This is a genomic window from Deltaproteobacteria bacterium (assembly GCA_016874775.1).
Classification (GTDB): Bacteria; Desulfobacterota; Binatia; order Bin18; family Bin18; genus VGTJ01.
The window spans coordinates 1-15,459 of sequence record VGTJ01000155.1 but is presented as its reverse complement, the minus strand read 5'-3'; the positions used below and the strand labels follow the sequence as shown (position 1 = coordinate 15,459).

Here is a 15,459-nt window from a genome sequence, read left to right as displayed (position 1 = left end):
GCATGCTCCTAAGATCATCGCGTGTTCCCTTCTCTCTCCCTGAACTTGAGTTTCTCCCCACGACACGCGCCTATCTCAGCAGAACCCGCGAAATCATGAAAGATTCAGACCTTTACAGGGATGCCCAGTGTTGCTCCCCACCTGTCAACTGCAAGGTGAGAAGGTGAGACAGCGTACGAGAAAACTCGTGGCTGTGTTTGACAATTAACTGTCGCGTTGTTTCCTGTGGACGCCGGCGATAATTGCTGAGCCACAACGCGACTTCAGCGATAGCAGCTTCAAGGTCGAGAATCGCTTCAACTTTCTCGAACATCTGCGCTCTTGTCCGATCGGCGAGCGGTTGCAGCTGTTGATCGATAATCACATCGATGGCTTCGACGTGCTCCATCACTGCTTCGTCGAGTACCGCATGGTCATTGCGCTTTTGCATCAAGGCGTGACCGGCAGTTTTGAACTGTGCATACTTCTCGCCAATAGCGAGACCAGCATCCTTGGCCCGCTGGCTGCGACTGAGGCGTACATAATCGGCATAAAAGCGCTCAAAGTCAGCTTCATCGCGCTTGACTTCCTCGCTGGCAAGCGAATCCTGCGCATTAAGGTATTTCAATACCGCGAGTCCCATACCATTGACGTTAATTTCCATCTCATAGGCAGCGGCGGTGATGGGCTGTTCGATGTCTGCCAGTTCTTGCATCGCGATGTTGACAGAAGAGAGTCCACGATACACGACCAAGAGGGAGACCGTGCTGATACCGACCAGCAACGCTAAACCACTGGTGATTTTTCTTCCGACGGTCCAATACATAATGACAGACGGTGACAGCGAAAAATAGATCAGCTCTTACCATTGCAAGAAACGAGGGGGCTTAGCAAGTAAGGAGAAGCAAAAAAAGATTCGCAAAGCAGCGAGAGGCCTCGTGGTGTGCCTCGCGCTGTTTTCCTTTGTGCGAAAGAGTAACTCGCAGAGAGGATGCTTGCACGATGAAGAAATCCCCAAAACGTATCAGGAGAACTCTGAACGTTACGTGACGCAAATCAGAAATTTTCTGAGGCTACTTCACAGGTTTTTCTGAAGTTTTTCTCTTTGTTGAGACTGCCATCGTATGCATAATGAGCAGCGTCAGAGAGAACAATCACAGGATGTTTTATCTGATGAACGGAAGGTGAGCTGATTGGTGCGTAACCGCTTCTTTTCTGTGGAGAAGCGCATAGCGAAGAAGGAGTCCGAGTATGCAAAAACGTCGAATAGGGAGAACGTCACTCGCGTTGGCTCTCGGCGCGATGTTAGGAAGCACGGCCCCAGCTTTTGCCGAAGAGACAGTCTGTACCGGCACGATCGGTCCAGTAACGCTTGACAACATTCTTGTACCGAGTGGCAGCACGTGCACGCTCAATGGCACGCGGGCCCAAGGTACGGTGCAAGTGTCGAGCGGTGCAACATTGAGTGCCAGTGGCGTGCGAGTGACTGGGAACATTCAGGCAGAAGGTGCACGAGCCGTCTTTGTGAATCCCGGGTCATTTGTCGGCGGAAACATCCAGATCAAGCAAGGCGGCAGTGCTAGGCTTGACCGCGCTACGGTGGATGGCGATGTGCAACTGGAATCGAACCGTGGCCCCCTCCGCGCCACGCGCAACGATGTCGGTGGCAATATGCAGGTGTTCCAGAACACTGGTGGTGTGACGCTCTTGAACAATCTGATTGCCGAGAACCTCCAGTGCAAAGAAAACACGCCGCCGCCGGTTGGTGGTGGTAATAGCGCTGGCAGTAAAGAAGACCAGCGCGCAGCTCTGTAGTGGTAAGAAAGAGAGCCGGTTGGGGTTGGGCCCTCGGGCTCTCTGAGAAGAACAACCAGCACAGCGTGACGTAGCACGCGCTCTGTTGCTGCACAAGATGAATTGTTCACCAACAAGAACCCTTCAGCAATAACCTTCCGTGCCGGAGGAGAACACGACCGTGGTGATCTCCTCCGTAGCATTGAGGCACGATTCCTCGTGCCTCGGTATCTGCCTCGCTACGATGCGACCTCGCCGACGTGTTAGTCTGAGCAGTGCGAAGAATCTCGCTGGGAGACCCTTCGTTGCACTCAGGGTGACAGGCCTGCTGTACCAATCTGCTGTGGTGTGATTTAGGTTGCATCCTGTATCCTGACCAATCCGTGCGTGATCGCATATTGTGTCAGCTGGGCATTGTTCTTGAGGTTGACCTTCTCTAAAATCCGTGCCCGATGCGTGCTGATCGTTTTCACACTGAGCCTTAGTTGTCTGCCAATCTCGGAAATTGTTTTTCCCGATGCGAGCAAGCAGAAAATCTCATACTCACGATTAGATAACGTCTCATGCGGAACTGCTGAGCGGGTAAGAGCGCTAATCATCCGTTCCGTAAGCCAGGACGGGATATGCTTGTGCCCAGCCATGACGTTCCGTAGTGCCGTAATGACCTCTTCCGGAGTGTTGTCAATAGTAAGGTATCCTGCTACCCCGGCTTTCAGGGCACGGAGTGCAAGCTGTTCATCAGGATACAGGGTGAAAATCAGAATGGGGCGATGCGGATATTCACGTCGCCACTCTTGCACGAGATCGAACTCGACCCCGTCGGGAAATGCTATGTCTAGGATTGCTGCATCCCATTCACACGAATGGGCGAGTGTACGTGCTTGTGCCGCGCGTGAGGCTTCGGCAACAACCGTCATGTCGGGTGCGAGCTGTACTATTTCTTTGAGTCCATACTGGAGAATAGCACGAGCTTCAACGAGGAAGATCCTGGCCATAGAGGTCTCTTCGCCTGCTTCTTGATTGAAGAGGGGGCAAATCCAATGCCAGCTTGACCGTGGGAGAAAACAGGTGAAGGAACAAGTCGTTGGTCAAGAATACAGGAATGAGAAGTCTGAACTTGAGACGATGGATCTGAATTTGAGACAATACCATCACTATCGTTGAGACCCCCGCATGCGTAAGGGGAGAGGCTGACTGAGGATCGATGAACGGAAGACGTAGGTGGAGGTAAGAAGAGTGGCTTGGTTTTTCCAGAGAAAAACTGGCTGGTCAGCAATCATATATCAAAAGACTGAACCGTCGCTTGCCTCAACGCTCGATCTCTGGTACGGCAATGCACGAGATTTCAATGGAGGAGATCGAAAGGAGGCTCATTATGCTTGCGTATGTCACAATTGGTACGAACGACATGGAGCGGGCGACGAAGTTCTATAGCGCGGTGTTGAAGGAACTCAATCCAGAGACCAAAGTGTTGATGGATATGGGGCGACTGAAGATGCTGGGCGCACCTGGCGGTGTGAATCTAGCGATCTGCACCCCGTTTGATGGCAAGGCGGCCAGTGCTGGGAATGGTGTTATGGTTGCGCTTGCTGCTGACAGTCCGGCGAAAGTCGATGCTGCCTACAAAAAAGCGATGGAATTGGGTGGCAAAGATGAAGGTGCACCAGGTCGCCGTGGCGGCGATAAGGGGCCCTACATTGCCTATTTCCGTGATCCCGATGGCAATAAGCTGAACGCCATCTGCATGAAGTAAGCAGCCTGATGCTTTTTTCACCGTCTCACATTCAGTGTGAGACGGTTCCCTTCCGGTATTTCCCCTCGTTTCTCCGTTTTCATTCGTCTGTGACCCTTTCTTAACGGCACAGCGGAACGTGCAGTAGAAGCTTTCGCTTTCACTCCGAGGTGAATGCTCTCGCGTTTTGCCAGGGAGGAAGGAGAAGGAAGATCGATGAAAAGTTTCACTGTCCTGAAAACAGCCTTAGAGAGGCATGCGGCACATGATGGTCCTCTCTCTCACGCTCCTCGCCATGCTTCGGTCTGTGTACTGGTTGCTGATGCCGATCCTCTTCCGCATATTTGTTTTATCCGTCGTGCGAAATGGGAGGCCGACCCGTGGTCTGAACATATCGCCTTTCCTGGAGGCTCACGCTCCGGTGATGAGACGCCACTGCAAACGCTACGGCGCGAAGTGCAAGAAGAAGTTGGGGTCGACATTGGCGCAGAGGCCGAGTTGGTGCAGTTGCCCCAACTCCGTATTCGCCTTGCCGGGCGCGAGAAATTGTTGTTGCTCGATGCCTTTGTCTGTCATGTCCCAGCGCCACTGCCATCGTTACAATGTGGACCAGAAGTCGCAGATGCGTTCTGGACGCCAGTTTCTGAGATCTGGAGTGCGCAGAATCTCGATCACCTGGTGTTAGGCGACCAGGGCGACACGCTTGTCTATCCAGCGATTCGATTGCCGCAGGGCACGGTGTTCGGCATCACGCTACGGGTGCTTACTCTGTTATCAGACCAACTCGGAATTCCTCTGCGCTATTTGGAGGAGATTCCAATGTTACGGCGCAAGTGAGAAAGCTGGTGCCGTTTGCCTTATTGATGACGATCGTTAGTCATGCTTGAGGTGCTCATGTCCCTCTTTTGTGTGATGCTCTTCATGTGAGGTCTTGCTGGTTGGGCGATTGTCTGCCCCAGGCTGTTGGCTCAACTCAATGCGCGCGAGAAATTTCACATTTGCACATGCATCAACCTCACCGATTGCGCATTCTTCAATATGCGGAATGAGGAAACGAAACGGGCCGCCCTTTTTTTCTGGTAGCGGTTCGTTGCCTAAGCGATACGCCACAATAGCCTCACGTACGGCGGCGAGCGGGATACTGGCAGAAAACTTTCCATCGCTCGATTGTAGCGTGAGGTGTTGTGCGGCAGCGGTTGGCGCAACCTGGTCAAGAATCGATTGCAACCGAACACCTCCGCCTTCACGGCCAGGGACTAGTTGACTCACATCAGCTATCTGATTGGGGAGCGCGGCTAAGTCCGCGAAACTAAAGTCACGCCGTGTGGTAACAGCACCTTCGATACGTAAGGATCCCATAATGCAAACTCCTGAGCGTAAATTTCCTGTGGGGTGTGATACCGACGATATTGTAAACGCAAAGCAATCGCAACAGCAGATGGGGTGCTTGCTGATGAGTCAGGGGCCACGTATGCTGACGAGCCTTTATGACAGCGTTACTGGTGTCAGGTGCGACGTGTTTAGTGACCTTAGGTGGTGGGCTGCTGGTCCTTCGCTTGCAGGCCTATCGTGGGCTTGTGCTTGCCTTTTGTGCCGGCGCGTTGGTTGCTGGAGCGCTGATGGATGTGATTCCTGACGCGTTGCAATTACTCGAATCTTCTCAAACGACGTGGCATCATCATCACCTACTGTTTGCCTGCAGTTTGGGATTTCTCGTATTTTATCTCTTTGAGCATGGCGCCCACCACTCTGAAGAACGTGATCATCCTGCCCATTATAATCATTCCTGCCAGGTTGGTGCCTGGGGTGCGGCGGGAATCAGTGTGCATAGTTTTTTTGATGGCGTGGCCATTGGCAGTGCCTTTCAAGCTGGCGAAGAAGTGGGGTGGGTCGTCTCTGCAGCGGTCTTGCTTCACAAGTTGGCAGATGGAGCAAGTACGGTCGGTGTCATGCTTGGGACCCAACACAGTACTAAGGCGACGCTTCTCATGCTCATCGTTGCGGCTCTCGCTCCATTGATCGGAGCCATATTGCAATCTGTTGTGACGATTCCCGCACCGATGCTTGCGCTTTCGCTGGGGTGGTTTGCTGGTGTGTTCCTCTATCTTGGCGCGAGTAGCTTACTGCCAGCCGCACATGAATCTGGCCATTCGCGCTGGCTTCCGCTCGCGACACTTTCTGGTGTGGCTTTTGTCTTTTTGGTGCAACGGCTGGCGGAATAGGAGAGGCTCTTACCCCCATCTATAGCTAATGCCAGCACGGATATTGAAGAGCGCGCCATTCTCACTATCTGTTGCTGGTGGACGTCGGATCCAGAGAGGCGTGTAAAAGAGGCTCATGTTCAGGAAAATGCGGTCCGTGAGCGGATAGATGACACCCGCGGTTGCTGAGAACGTCCAGGTTTGGGCGAATAGACGATTGCGGTCGCGATTGCCAAACGTCCGTGCTTTTACCTGCATCTTGTTGTCGAGGAAATTACCGGCGACCGCGATATATGGAGTGAGGCCAGGAACATAGTGTTCGAATCGATATGAGCCACTGAACTCCACACCACCATACTGCTGAGTGACAGAATCGTGAGATTTCTTATTGCAGCCAAAAGGATTTTGCGGTGTGCTGGGTGGGAATTTTGCCACATCTTTGGGGCACGTGAAGGCTCCTTTGAGCTGTCCGACCTGTCCGTACAATCGCAGGCCAAGAGTCCAGGGACCTCGTTCATAGAGGGGGCGTTCCAAGGCAAAGGCGAACAGATGCGGTTTGACCCCGAATACACGTATCGGAGGAAGATACGCTAGGGTTAACGCCGTACGCCAGGGTAAACCAATTGTGAGGCGCGGACGAGCGAAGATTGGCGCCTGGTTGAGGTCTTCAGGTTTGAGACCGTTAAACCCCACACGTTGCTTCGATTTACTCAGTTGCGGAAGCCATTACATCTCCGCACCAATTTCGATTGAGCCTGGCTCGCGGCTAAACGGCGTGCCAAGGCCAGCCAAAAGTGAGACTGAAGAAAAATAATTCATCGCCCAGGCTTCAGGGCGATCGCTATCGAGATCTTCCGTTGCTCGGGCTGTACGAACGGCCAGGGTTGAGCAGCACAAGGTCACGAGCAATACCGTCCTTACCCACCATAGACGTATAAAAATCACGTTACGCATTGCGTGTCTCTTGAGAGATGAAAGGGGATGAATGTACGTGTCCCTTTTCAACACTCAATACGCGCGTGCGAGATTTTATTTCCTCAGAGCGAAAAGTTTTGTGTATCTTTACGGTGTAGCGAGAACGTCAAAGTGAAGCAGTACCTCATCCTCATTCCGTACCGCTCCCAAAAGGGCGCTGTATGGCTGATAACCGAAGAGACTTTGTTTGAAACGAAAGGACCCTTTCGCATGAAGCGCCTTTCCGTTTGGTTCAAGCTGAACAAGAAAATTCACCTTTTGTGCGATACCGCGGATCACGAGGTTCCCAGTCACTGCGTACGTACCCGGCGTTCGGGCCTCGATCCGTGTAGAGGTGAATGTCATCGTCGGATATTGCACCACAGCGAGCTGCGATGACGACTGCATGGTCTCCTGGATCTGTTGGCGATCTTTGTCGCTGAGTCGTGATGCCAGACTATACTTTTTGCGCATCTCAGGTTCGTCGACTGCGAGGGACGCGGTTTGCACTTCGACTGCAATGGCGCCGTTGGCAGGAGTCGTGAGATCAAGCTGCACTTGGCCGACAAAGGCAGTGGCCCGGACAATATGGTCATGCGCTAAGGCTGACCCGACGCCAGCCTTGAACAGTTGCACGACCAGCTCACTTCGTGCTGGATCGACAGTGTATGTGGTTCTGGTCTCCGCAAACGACACAGACGCCAAACCGACGATGGCGAGGAACACTTGCCATGACACCCCCTTATCTAGAATACGGCGCATAAGCTCTCTGTTCATAATTTGGAACGATGTCAGGGGCTATGGCGTGAGATCTTGCCCCCTGAGTCATACTGTCGCTACGCACTGTAGCACGCAGAAAGAGCACCGCCCAGCACATGCCTGAAGACGAGGACCGTTGGTTATCGACGAGGGCCTGCACCTTTTGCTGTGCCAACACTCTCGCGGTGAGTGTCGCCTTCGCTGTCTCCATAATCCTCTGGGGCTGTGGTGGGTGACGTCTTCTTTTGCTCGCGTCGTGTCACGACTGCGCGATCAACCTAGTAGTCAGTCACGCTGAATTTGCGGGGTCGATTTCGTCATGCCCGCGCAGGCGGGCATCCAGGATCTTCAAGCAGGAACCACAACTTAACCTCCCTGGATTCCCGCTTTCGCGGGAATGACGCCGCTACGTTCACCCCTCAGAATCAACATGACTGACTACTAGGTCACAGCACCTTTCTACATTCTCCAAGTGTCGTGCATCGCATTTCTCTATGGATCATGCAAAATTATCTATTTGCTGAGCGGAGGGATGCTCTCTATGCATGAAGAAGGACAAGAATTAGAAAAGAATAGGAGGCCGCATGAAGATACATATCCGCAGCCGAGCTCTCGAGAACTCAAAGTCGCTACACGAGCATATTGAACGCCGAGTCCACTTTGCCCTCGGACGCTTTAGCGCCCGGATCGGAACTGTGACGGTCATGATTGAAGACCTCAATGGCCCTCGTGGTGGCGTCGACAAACAGTGCCGGATGACCGCAGCTCTCACTTATGCCGGACATCTTCGTGTCGAAGTACGTGACACGAATGTGAGCGTCGCGGCAGACCGTGCCGCCGATCGCTTAGGACGCGCAGTGGCGAACGAGATTGGTCGCTCTCATAGCTACCCACAACAGAGAGCTCTGATGGACCGGATTGGCAGGACAGCAGCGCTGCAGATGTGAAGCGGAACTATCGCCGAGACACAGGCATCGGAACCGTATCACTCTTACAACGAAAAGAGAGGAGAGAACCGTGAAACAACTGCGGACGGTATGCTTTGCCATAGTGGCAAGTATTCTTCTACTACCTGGTGTTCCATCGGTAGTGGGAGCAGCGCCTTCTGGAGGACACGGGCCTTCAATCATGGGAGATCCGTTAATGCGACCGATCACGGTCAAAGGGCGGGTTGTGTGTACGAATTGTGATCTTGACGATATCCGCCCTGAGCATTCTGGAAGCAACTTGTATCAGTTCACGAACGAGCGTGGCTCCCTGGTCCTCAACCTTACCTGGGTTAATGATCGACACCTCTGGCGCACGATTGTGTGGCCACGGCAACTTCGCATTCGGACTTCCATGTCGGTGTTCGAACAACTGACATCGGAGGAAAATATCCGTGCTGAAGTCCAATTGTCTGGATTTCTCCGTAACACGCGCACGTTCGACATCGGCCAGTTGGTTCTGAGTTCGGTAGTCCCTTCTCAAAAGTTCGCAGCCAACTCCAACGGCAGGCGCCACGTCCTTTCCATAGACCAGGGTCTCTCCGCATTGCGAAATACCTGCGCCTTAGCTGCCCATGACTGTAGACAGCTCTTTGATGACATTACCAGGGAAACACCTGGTTGGCATCGTCCGCTGCTATCGCAAGTTGTGACCTCTGGCGCTTATCGGGACGACGAGAGTGCACCTGTTGTTGAAAAGAGCACCCTCTGATCGGCCACGTAGGTGTTCGTAACTTTACCGTGTTCCCCAACGTCGCACCCCCCAAGCGACGTGTATCAACGCCCGATCTTTCTTGATCGGGCGTTTTCTTTTGCAGCGTCATATGCTGCGTACAAACCGACACCCCTCTCATGTCGCAGTTTGAGATAGCATTTGTGAACAATAGATTTATTAAATACACAATGAATTTATTATCTATTTTACCTTAATGCGAAGTGTGCCTATATATCATGTGGAAGACACAACCGAGGGGTCGCTACCCCCCTCTCAATAAATGAGGTGACCACATGGGAAAAGCAAAACCGCGCCGCCACACTCGATCTGCCGCGACACTCACTGCCCCACTCTTGCCACGAATCGAGGGTGACCTACAGGTATCGGTAGCTCTGTTGCCTGAACAGTTTTTTACTCCGCCACAGGAATCACACGTGAATTGGACGGGAGAGCGACTGCTGATGTTGGCGGTCCTACAGGAAGCCATAAATGCATATCTACAGTATGCCTCTGCCAAGACTCATCGCGGCAAACGACTGTTTGCTGAGACATATCGTTGGTTCTGGTCTCAGGAGCGAGAGTATCTGTACTCTTTCGAAAGTATTTGTCTCCACTTACGTCTTGATCCAGACTATCTCCGTCGAGGACTACGGAGCATTCGACAATCAGGGGCACGCTCACATCCCAGCCGAGGAGCCACGCAACCGTCGACTACGCCAGGGAGTGCCCGTTTGGCTTTGGCAGCCTAAATTGGACCACAGAAGAATCGTTCACTGCGTAGAGCGTGTGCCTTACCACGAGCATTCTGAAGGCTCATCACGAGGAATGCTTTTCAATCGCGGTAAGGACCTCGTCCACCGTATAACTTGTCCCAACAAATTCCTCGACGACGACACCTTCGCGGTTGATGACACACGTCACAAGCCGATGATCAACGATGCCGTCTTGATTGGCTTGATAGTCTGCGCCAAAAGCGGAGGCTGTCATAATCGTATCTCTGGTGCTGCCGACGAGAAACTTCCAGCCAGCGAGATTGGCCGAGTAGCGTTGCGCATATTCCTTGAGAATCGCAGGCGTGTCATGTCGCGGATCAATAGTAATAGAGAGTAGCATGACATCTTTGCCGAGGCGCTCGCCGAGTTTGTGTTGAAGCTGAGAAAACTTCAATGACAACAACGGACATGGCCCTGGGCAGCGTGTGAAGATGAAGTCAAGCACGACGAGTTTCCCGCGCAGGCTAGAAAGGGAAAACGGTTGCCCGTCCTGATCAGTCAGTGTGAAATCCGCAGCAGGGTAGGGAGAAAACTCACTCTGTGTTTCTTCAGGAAGGGGGTCTGTCGTTTCCTGAGGTGCGCGCGTGATGCTGACTTCCTCGAGCCAGGACTGATCTCCTTGTACGACAAGAACTGCTTGGATACGGTCTCCAGTGCTCAGTACTTTGTAGGGCCACTCTTCCTTCAGTGAGAGCGGCATTGTCATTGCGTCCATGTACCCAGGAATATCCTGGTGGTTGATGGTGACCTGTTTACGCTTTGCATCAACGGAGACGACCGTTCCTTCGACATCATAGCGTCGTTCCGGCGGCTGCTGACAAGCCATCATGGTGATCGCGAGGAGGAAGGCCGTGAACCATTCAAAACTGACGATTCGATAAGGGTGTTGATCACCTTGGCGAGAGATTCTTCCAGAAGGGATAGTGACTTGTGTTGGCATTGGTAGTTGTTTGCGTTACTCCCCTCACCCTATCCCTCTCCCTTAAAAGGGCGAGGGCAGCAGACACGAAGTGGCTGCGGGTGAGGGTAAGGGCAGGAAATTCCACGTTACACGCGCGAGAACAAGTTGAACCGGTATGAGATACCAGATGTCACATTCCAGTCCGAAGTCAACTGGATGCCATTGACGCGACGATACACCGCAAATTGCATCAGTGCATACACGGCCAAGTTGTTCGTGACATGATAGCGCATGCCAGGGCTCAGGAAGAGCGTTTCTCGTCCCGTGTCGACCTGTTCGACCCCAGGGGCATGGCCAATGTTGTCACGATCGCGATAATGAAAATTGACTTGCGCCAGAATGTCGAAGTTGCGGAAGACAGGATACGCCGTGCCGAAGTTGAGAAACAGCTCACTGCCGGGGCGATAGCCGAACTTTCCGTTACCGACGGGAAAACGCCCGAGCGCTGTCACAAATAGAGGGGCCAATGCGGTCTGTCGTTGGGCTGTTGCCACAGTGAAGTGCTGGACATATGACACCCCAACAATTCCATCCCACGAGCCGTTCCCCGGTTGCAGCGTGAGTTCGGCTTTTTCTCCGCTATCGTCTTTTACGTTGGTGCGACCAGTCGGTAATTTCATTCCGACGATCAGTGAAAAAGCGGGTTGGAGCGGGGTGTCTGGCTTGAGGAGTAAATATCGAGCGCTGAGTTGTAGGTCGCCCAAGGCTTGATACCGCCACCGCTTGGTTTCGTCGACTATTTCCGTCTCTCCGACACCACCGCCCACGACTTCCTTTTCTTCATGCGCCAAGTGTTGATGTAAGCGGTCGACAAAAGGGATCAGTGCCCCAAGGGTGAGTCGCGGCGATAGGCCATAGTCGAGGGTGAATTTTGTCGTCTGATTCCGTGTAAATTGTTCATCATGGGCGCGACGAATCTCGCCGACACGGGCGCTATCGGTCCCGATGAACGGATCATTCATCTCGATAAATTCGTAATTTAAATTTAATTGTAACTCTCCGCCGTGCGGATGGCGTTCCGTTGTTGTCGATGTCTCAATCGGACAGAAGGCCTGACCGCAAGACGCAAGACTCTGTGGTGGTCGACTGAGAAACGTTCCCAAGGCGACCACACACGCGGCAAGTATTCTGCAGTGCATGTTGTTCTCCTTTGGTATCGCTTAGGGAAGGTTTGCTTGCATGACGACTGGACCGCGTGGCACGAGCTGGACTTCTGACTCGCCACCATCATGTCCATGCGTGATCGAGGGCAGTGGACCAAAGGTCACTTCCGCCGTGATGATGACAACGTTCATACCAAAACCTGAAAGGTCTCCTTCACGAAGAGTGAAACTGCGCTCTGCCGTGGTTCCGTCGGTACGTGGGTAAATTGTTCCCAGCGGGATAGGGTGACCGAGTGCACCGTCTTCTAATTCTGCAAGCCAAACGACATAGGAGTGGACATGACATGACCACTTGCCTTCTGCTGCGTGACAACTCGTTCCCCCAGGTTCGCCGTCGTGCCCTTTCAAACGAGGATCGATTGTCGACGTGACATCGACTGGCAGGATGCGATTCCTGACCGTGTTGAAAGGAAATCTTGTGAGCGCCTCAATCTCGATGACGCCTTTCTTGAGGTCGACCTGCACTATCCCTTTGGCATTGGCGAATTCTGGGACATTGGGATTGGGCGTGAAAGCGATCTTCACCAGACTCTTACCGCCACCGTTACCATCTCCGTGAGCGGATGCGTCGTTGTTCAATGCGAGTATAAAAAGAGTTGCAATACAAAAGAGCACTGTTTTGTTGCGATGCATAGCGATGGTCCTTCCTCTCTGATTTGGTTGAGTTTTGAGGGTGAGCATGAACACAATCCACAGGTGAGCGAACACCGGATGCCGTGTGCACGAGGAACCGTCTACAGGCACAAAGACGTGTCGCTCCTTGTAGAGAGATGATCAGCCCATCATTTGCCGCTGGACGAGAGTCGACTACGAGCGCAGAGAGGGCGGGTGCTGTGGAGGAGATACCGAGCGATAGGGGCCCATCTGTAAGGGCTCAGATGGAAGTTGGTCGATGGGGTTCATTGCTAAGCCCATCGACCAGGAAGACGAAAGGAACTTTGCAATCGAGGCTACTTCACTACTCTGTTCATCGTGGCGTAAGCAGCCATCAGGGCAGAGTCTGATAGAACCTGAAGATTTGCTGTCGCTACCGTGACAATCCTGCTTTTGTCCGTGATAAGAAAGTGGGCAGGAGGTTCCGGTTTTCATGCCAGTATGGTGCTTCTCTTTTACGCAACGGAGGCAAGAGTCGAGCGACGGAAGGGTGAGGCTCGCACCAGCCGCCAGATAGCAAAGAAACGTGATCGTGGCACACAGGCGTAATGAAATCGTGAAGCGCAGCTGCGAACTCATGACGCTCCGCTGTTTACCGGAAGTGCTCGCGCTGTGCAACTCCCACGTTCACTTAGAAAAAGACTGTCAGTCCACCACGCACGTTGACTGGTGCACCTGGGACAAAATTGATGTAGGGGATGCCCTCGCCGTTGCCACCAAGAGGGCAGCGTGAGTCAACGCCGACTTCTCGTCGCACACAGGAACTCGTGGCAAACTGCGTCTGTCGCCAGTCGGTATCAGTGAGATTAAGCACTTGTAGTGAGGCTTCGACGCTACGCCAACGATACTTGAGGATGAGATCAAGAAGTAGATAACCACGAGCAGTCAGGCTGCGGTCTTCTGTCGCAGGGCGGTCGTCGAGATAGCGTACGCGCAGTGCACCAGAAAACCCATAGGTGAATTGCGCCGTCAGTCCGCTGTTCAGTAACAATGTAGGAGCGAGCGGAACCGCAGATGCCTGTCCGGTACGAAAGCGTGGATCAGCATAGGTGAGATCAAGGTCTGCCAGGGGCCAAGGGAGCAGCCGATACCGTACCTCGAAGTCGACACCCCAGCGTCGCGTCGGACCACTCGCTTCCGTGGTGCCTTCATCACCGACAAAGACCAACTCGCTGTTCAAATCGAGCAGCCACAACGAGGTGGCAAGGTCGAGCCGGTCCCAGAGATTCGTTCGTATCCCGAATTCTCCACCAGTTGCGCGTGCCAGGGGCGTGCTTCCACGTCGTACCGCGTCACGAGCGTCATTAGAGTGATATTCCATACCAAAGTTGAGAAAGAATTCGGTAGAGCGCCAGAGGGTGTTTTTATTGACGAATGGAGAGAGGATCAGGTTTGCTTTGGGATTGACGATACCATCAACAGTGTTTCCGCGGAGGCGAGGCGCTGATGTGGCTCGTGAAGGACGTCGATCGTTGACATCGAAGAAGAAGAGATCCCCGCGCACAGCGAGCTGTAACCGTAACCATTCACGCCAAAAAAATTCTTGTTGGACGTACCCACTGAACGAACGTTCTTCGATATTGACCGCATTCGTGGTGGCGAGGCGTTGGCGGCGCTGTTGGCGAAAGAGGCCGACGTTAGCATCGTCGTTGCGCGTTTCGAAGCCAATCGTAGTCTTGACCGGTAGCTCACGCAGTGACCACAACCGGTCATAGTGAATACGACCGCCGTACATGATGCGACTGTCGTCTTGATTGATGCCGTCGCCGCGATTCGGATCTCTCGTGAAAAACGTGAAGTTTGAGAACAAGCGGAGCTTGTAGCGACTACCATACAATTGTACGAACCAACTCTCTTGGGCACGTGGCGTGTACGTGTAGATCAGATTGAGATTCTGTCGGTCGGAACGCCCGCCTTCAGTAGGATCAAGCGCGCCAAAGCGATTGAGGCGACCCGCGCGGACTTCGCGGAGCGGAAGCTGACCAGAAGCGTCCCAATCCCCATCGTGGGTTGAGGCCCACAGTGTCAGTTTCGACTCTGGTGTCGGGGCGAGAGTAAACTTGCCGAATAAATTATAGCGACGATAGTTTTCTGGGTTCTTGAATGGACCGTCAGAAAAATAGACCTCGCTCGCGAGTAGACTCTGCACCGGACCGAGCTTCGGTGAGAGCACCGCAGTGTAACGCATGGTGTTAAAGGAACCGCCGAGCGCTTGCAGCGAGTTTTCTGCCGCATTGTCTTTGGTGATGAAATTGACCGCTCCAGAGTTGGCGAAATCGCCCCACTGCGCGGCGTACGATCCTTTTGAAAATTCGACTCGATCAACAACCTCAGGAATGAGAAAGTTCAGGTCGGCATAGCCTTGGCCGTGTGCATGACTCACCATGTTGACCGGGATACCATCGACAAAAAGTGCGACATCGGTGCCGTGATCATTGTCGAAACCGCGGAGAAAATACTGCATCGCTTTCCCGCCGCCAGCGTGTTGGCTTGCCACCAGACCTGGCAGGTTGTTGAGAATTTCCTGCGTGGTGGTATGTGGGCGTAACTCGTAATCACGGGCACGGACGGTGTCCGAGGACGCGGCGGTCGTTGGGCGACGTTCTGTGACTGTCAATTCTTGCAAGCGAGCAGGACTGTCTGTACGTGCTTCTTTCGGGGCTGCTTCTGTGGTGTCTGCAGGGAGGGGATGTCCGTCCACGCGTTGAACCGTAACCGGTGAGCGATCGGCGTTGTTGACAGAGGCCAGCGAGAGCGAACTAGGGGGCATGCAGACCAAGCCGGATCA

The 15,459-nt window shown here is 53.3% G+C and carries 17 protein-coding genes; 7 read left to right on the top strand and 10 right to left on the bottom strand.

The window, feature by feature from the left end:
• Window positions 1-112: 112 nt before the first annotated feature.
• On the bottom strand, window positions 113-805 hold the full coding sequence (locus FJ147_21855; GenBank protein MBM4258529.1) for a hypothetical protein: 693 nt from the start codon (window positions 803-805) through the stop codon (window positions 113-115).
• Between the two features lie 425 nt (window positions 806-1,230).
• On the opposite strand from FJ147_21855, the gene FJ147_21850 reads away from it, so the two are divergent.
• Window positions 1,231-1,794: a hypothetical protein gene (locus FJ147_21850; GenBank protein ID MBM4258528.1), complete on the top strand. Its 564-nt coding sequence runs from the start codon at window positions 1,231-1,233 to the stop codon at window positions 1,792-1,794.
• 332 nt (window positions 1,795-2,126) lie between these two features.
• Here the strand turns inward: FJ147_21850 and FJ147_21845 are convergent, their stop codons facing one another.
• Entirely contained in the window at window positions 2,127-2,768 is a 642-nt protein-coding gene (locus FJ147_21845; GenBank protein ID MBM4258527.1) for a response regulator transcription factor, read from the bottom strand.
• A gap of 380 nt (window positions 2,769-3,148) precedes the next feature.
• On the opposite strand from FJ147_21845, the gene FJ147_21840 reads away from it, so the two are divergent.
• The gene (locus FJ147_21840; GenBank protein ID MBM4258526.1) at window positions 3,149-3,526 is read left to right on the top strand and encodes a VOC family protein; all 378 of its coding nucleotides are present in this window, start codon (window positions 3,149-3,151) and stop codon (window positions 3,524-3,526) included.
• A 153-nt stretch (window positions 3,527-3,679) separates the two neighbouring features.
• Complete coding sequence (locus FJ147_21835) at window positions 3,680-4,342, top strand: NUDIX domain-containing protein (GenBank protein MBM4258525.1); 663 nt, start codon at window positions 3,680-3,682, stop codon at window positions 4,340-4,342.
• Window positions 4,343-4,378: 36 nt separating this feature from the next.
• On the opposite strand, the gene FJ147_21830 is transcribed toward FJ147_21835, so the two are convergent.
• Entirely contained in the window at window positions 4,379-4,864 is a 486-nt protein-coding gene (locus FJ147_21830) for a hypothetical protein (protein MBM4258524.1), read from the bottom strand.
• Between the two features lie 128 nt (window positions 4,865-4,992).
• Between FJ147_21830 and FJ147_21825 the strand changes: the two genes are divergently transcribed.
• Window positions 4,993-5,727 (top strand): hypothetical protein, encoded by a 735-nt coding sequence (locus tag FJ147_21825; protein ID MBM4258523.1) that lies wholly within the window; start codon window positions 4,993-4,995, stop codon window positions 5,725-5,727.
• 9 nt (window positions 5,728-5,736) lie between these two features.
• On the opposite strand, the gene FJ147_21820 is transcribed toward FJ147_21825, so the two are convergent.
• The 3 genes from FJ147_21820 to FJ147_21810 all read right to left on the bottom strand — a co-directional run bounded on the left by FJ147_21820 (window position 5,737) and on the right by FJ147_21810 (window position 7,437).
• Entirely contained in the window at window positions 5,737-6,399 is a 663-nt protein-coding gene (locus FJ147_21820; protein ID MBM4258522.1) for a transporter, read from the bottom strand.
• A gap of 33 nt (window positions 6,400-6,432) precedes the next feature.
• The gene (locus FJ147_21815; protein ID MBM4258521.1) at window positions 6,433-6,660 is read right to left on the bottom strand and encodes a hypothetical protein; all 228 of its coding nucleotides are present in this window, start codon (window positions 6,658-6,660) and stop codon (window positions 6,433-6,435) included.
• A 108-nt stretch (window positions 6,661-6,768) separates the two neighbouring features.
• Window positions 6,769-7,437, bottom strand: coding sequence for a YceI family protein (locus FJ147_21810; protein MBM4258520.1), 669 nt, complete (start codon window positions 7,435-7,437; stop codon window positions 6,769-6,771).
• A gap of 566 nt (window positions 7,438-8,003) precedes the next feature.
• On the opposite strand from FJ147_21810, the gene FJ147_21805 reads away from it, so the two are divergent.
• From FJ147_21805 to FJ147_21795, 3 genes are all read left to right on the top strand, one after another.
• On the top strand, window positions 8,004-8,366 hold the full coding sequence (locus tag FJ147_21805; GenBank protein MBM4258519.1) for an HPF/RaiA family ribosome-associated protein: 363 nt from the start codon (window positions 8,004-8,006) through the stop codon (window positions 8,364-8,366).
• A 70-nt stretch (window positions 8,367-8,436) separates the two neighbouring features.
• On the top strand, window positions 8,437-9,117 hold the full coding sequence (locus FJ147_21800) for a hypothetical protein (protein MBM4258518.1): 681 nt from the start codon (window positions 8,437-8,439) through the stop codon (window positions 9,115-9,117).
• A 296-nt stretch (window positions 9,118-9,413) separates the two neighbouring features.
• Window positions 9,414-9,869, top strand: a complete 456-nt coding sequence (locus FJ147_21795) for a hypothetical protein (protein ID MBM4258517.1) — start codon at window positions 9,414-9,416, stop codon at window positions 9,867-9,869.
• Window positions 9,870-9,936: 67 nt separating this feature from the next.
• Here FJ147_21795 and FJ147_21790 read toward each other — a convergent pair whose 3' ends face one another.
• The 4 genes from FJ147_21790 to FJ147_21775 all read right to left on the bottom strand — a co-directional run bounded on the left by FJ147_21790 (window position 9,937) and on the right by FJ147_21775 (window position 15,441).
• Window positions 9,937-10,833 (bottom strand): redoxin domain-containing protein, encoded by an 897-nt coding sequence (locus FJ147_21790; protein ID MBM4258516.1) that lies wholly within the window; start codon window positions 10,831-10,833, stop codon window positions 9,937-9,939.
• Window positions 10,834-10,940: 107 nt separating this feature from the next.
• A complete protein-coding gene (locus tag FJ147_21785) occupies window positions 10,941-11,993 on the bottom strand; it encodes a transporter (GenBank protein ID MBM4258515.1) in 1,053 nt (350 codons plus the stop codon).
• A 21-nt stretch (window positions 11,994-12,014) separates the two neighbouring features.
• On the bottom strand, window positions 12,015-12,650 hold the full coding sequence (locus tag FJ147_21780; protein MBM4258514.1) for a hypothetical protein: 636 nt from the start codon (window positions 12,648-12,650) through the stop codon (window positions 12,015-12,017).
• 652 nt (window positions 12,651-13,302) lie between these two features.
• On the bottom strand, window positions 13,303-15,441 hold the full coding sequence (locus FJ147_21775) for a TonB-dependent receptor (protein ID MBM4258513.1): 2,139 nt from the start codon (window positions 15,439-15,441) through the stop codon (window positions 13,303-13,305).
• Window positions 15,442-15,459: the final 18 nt, after the last annotated feature.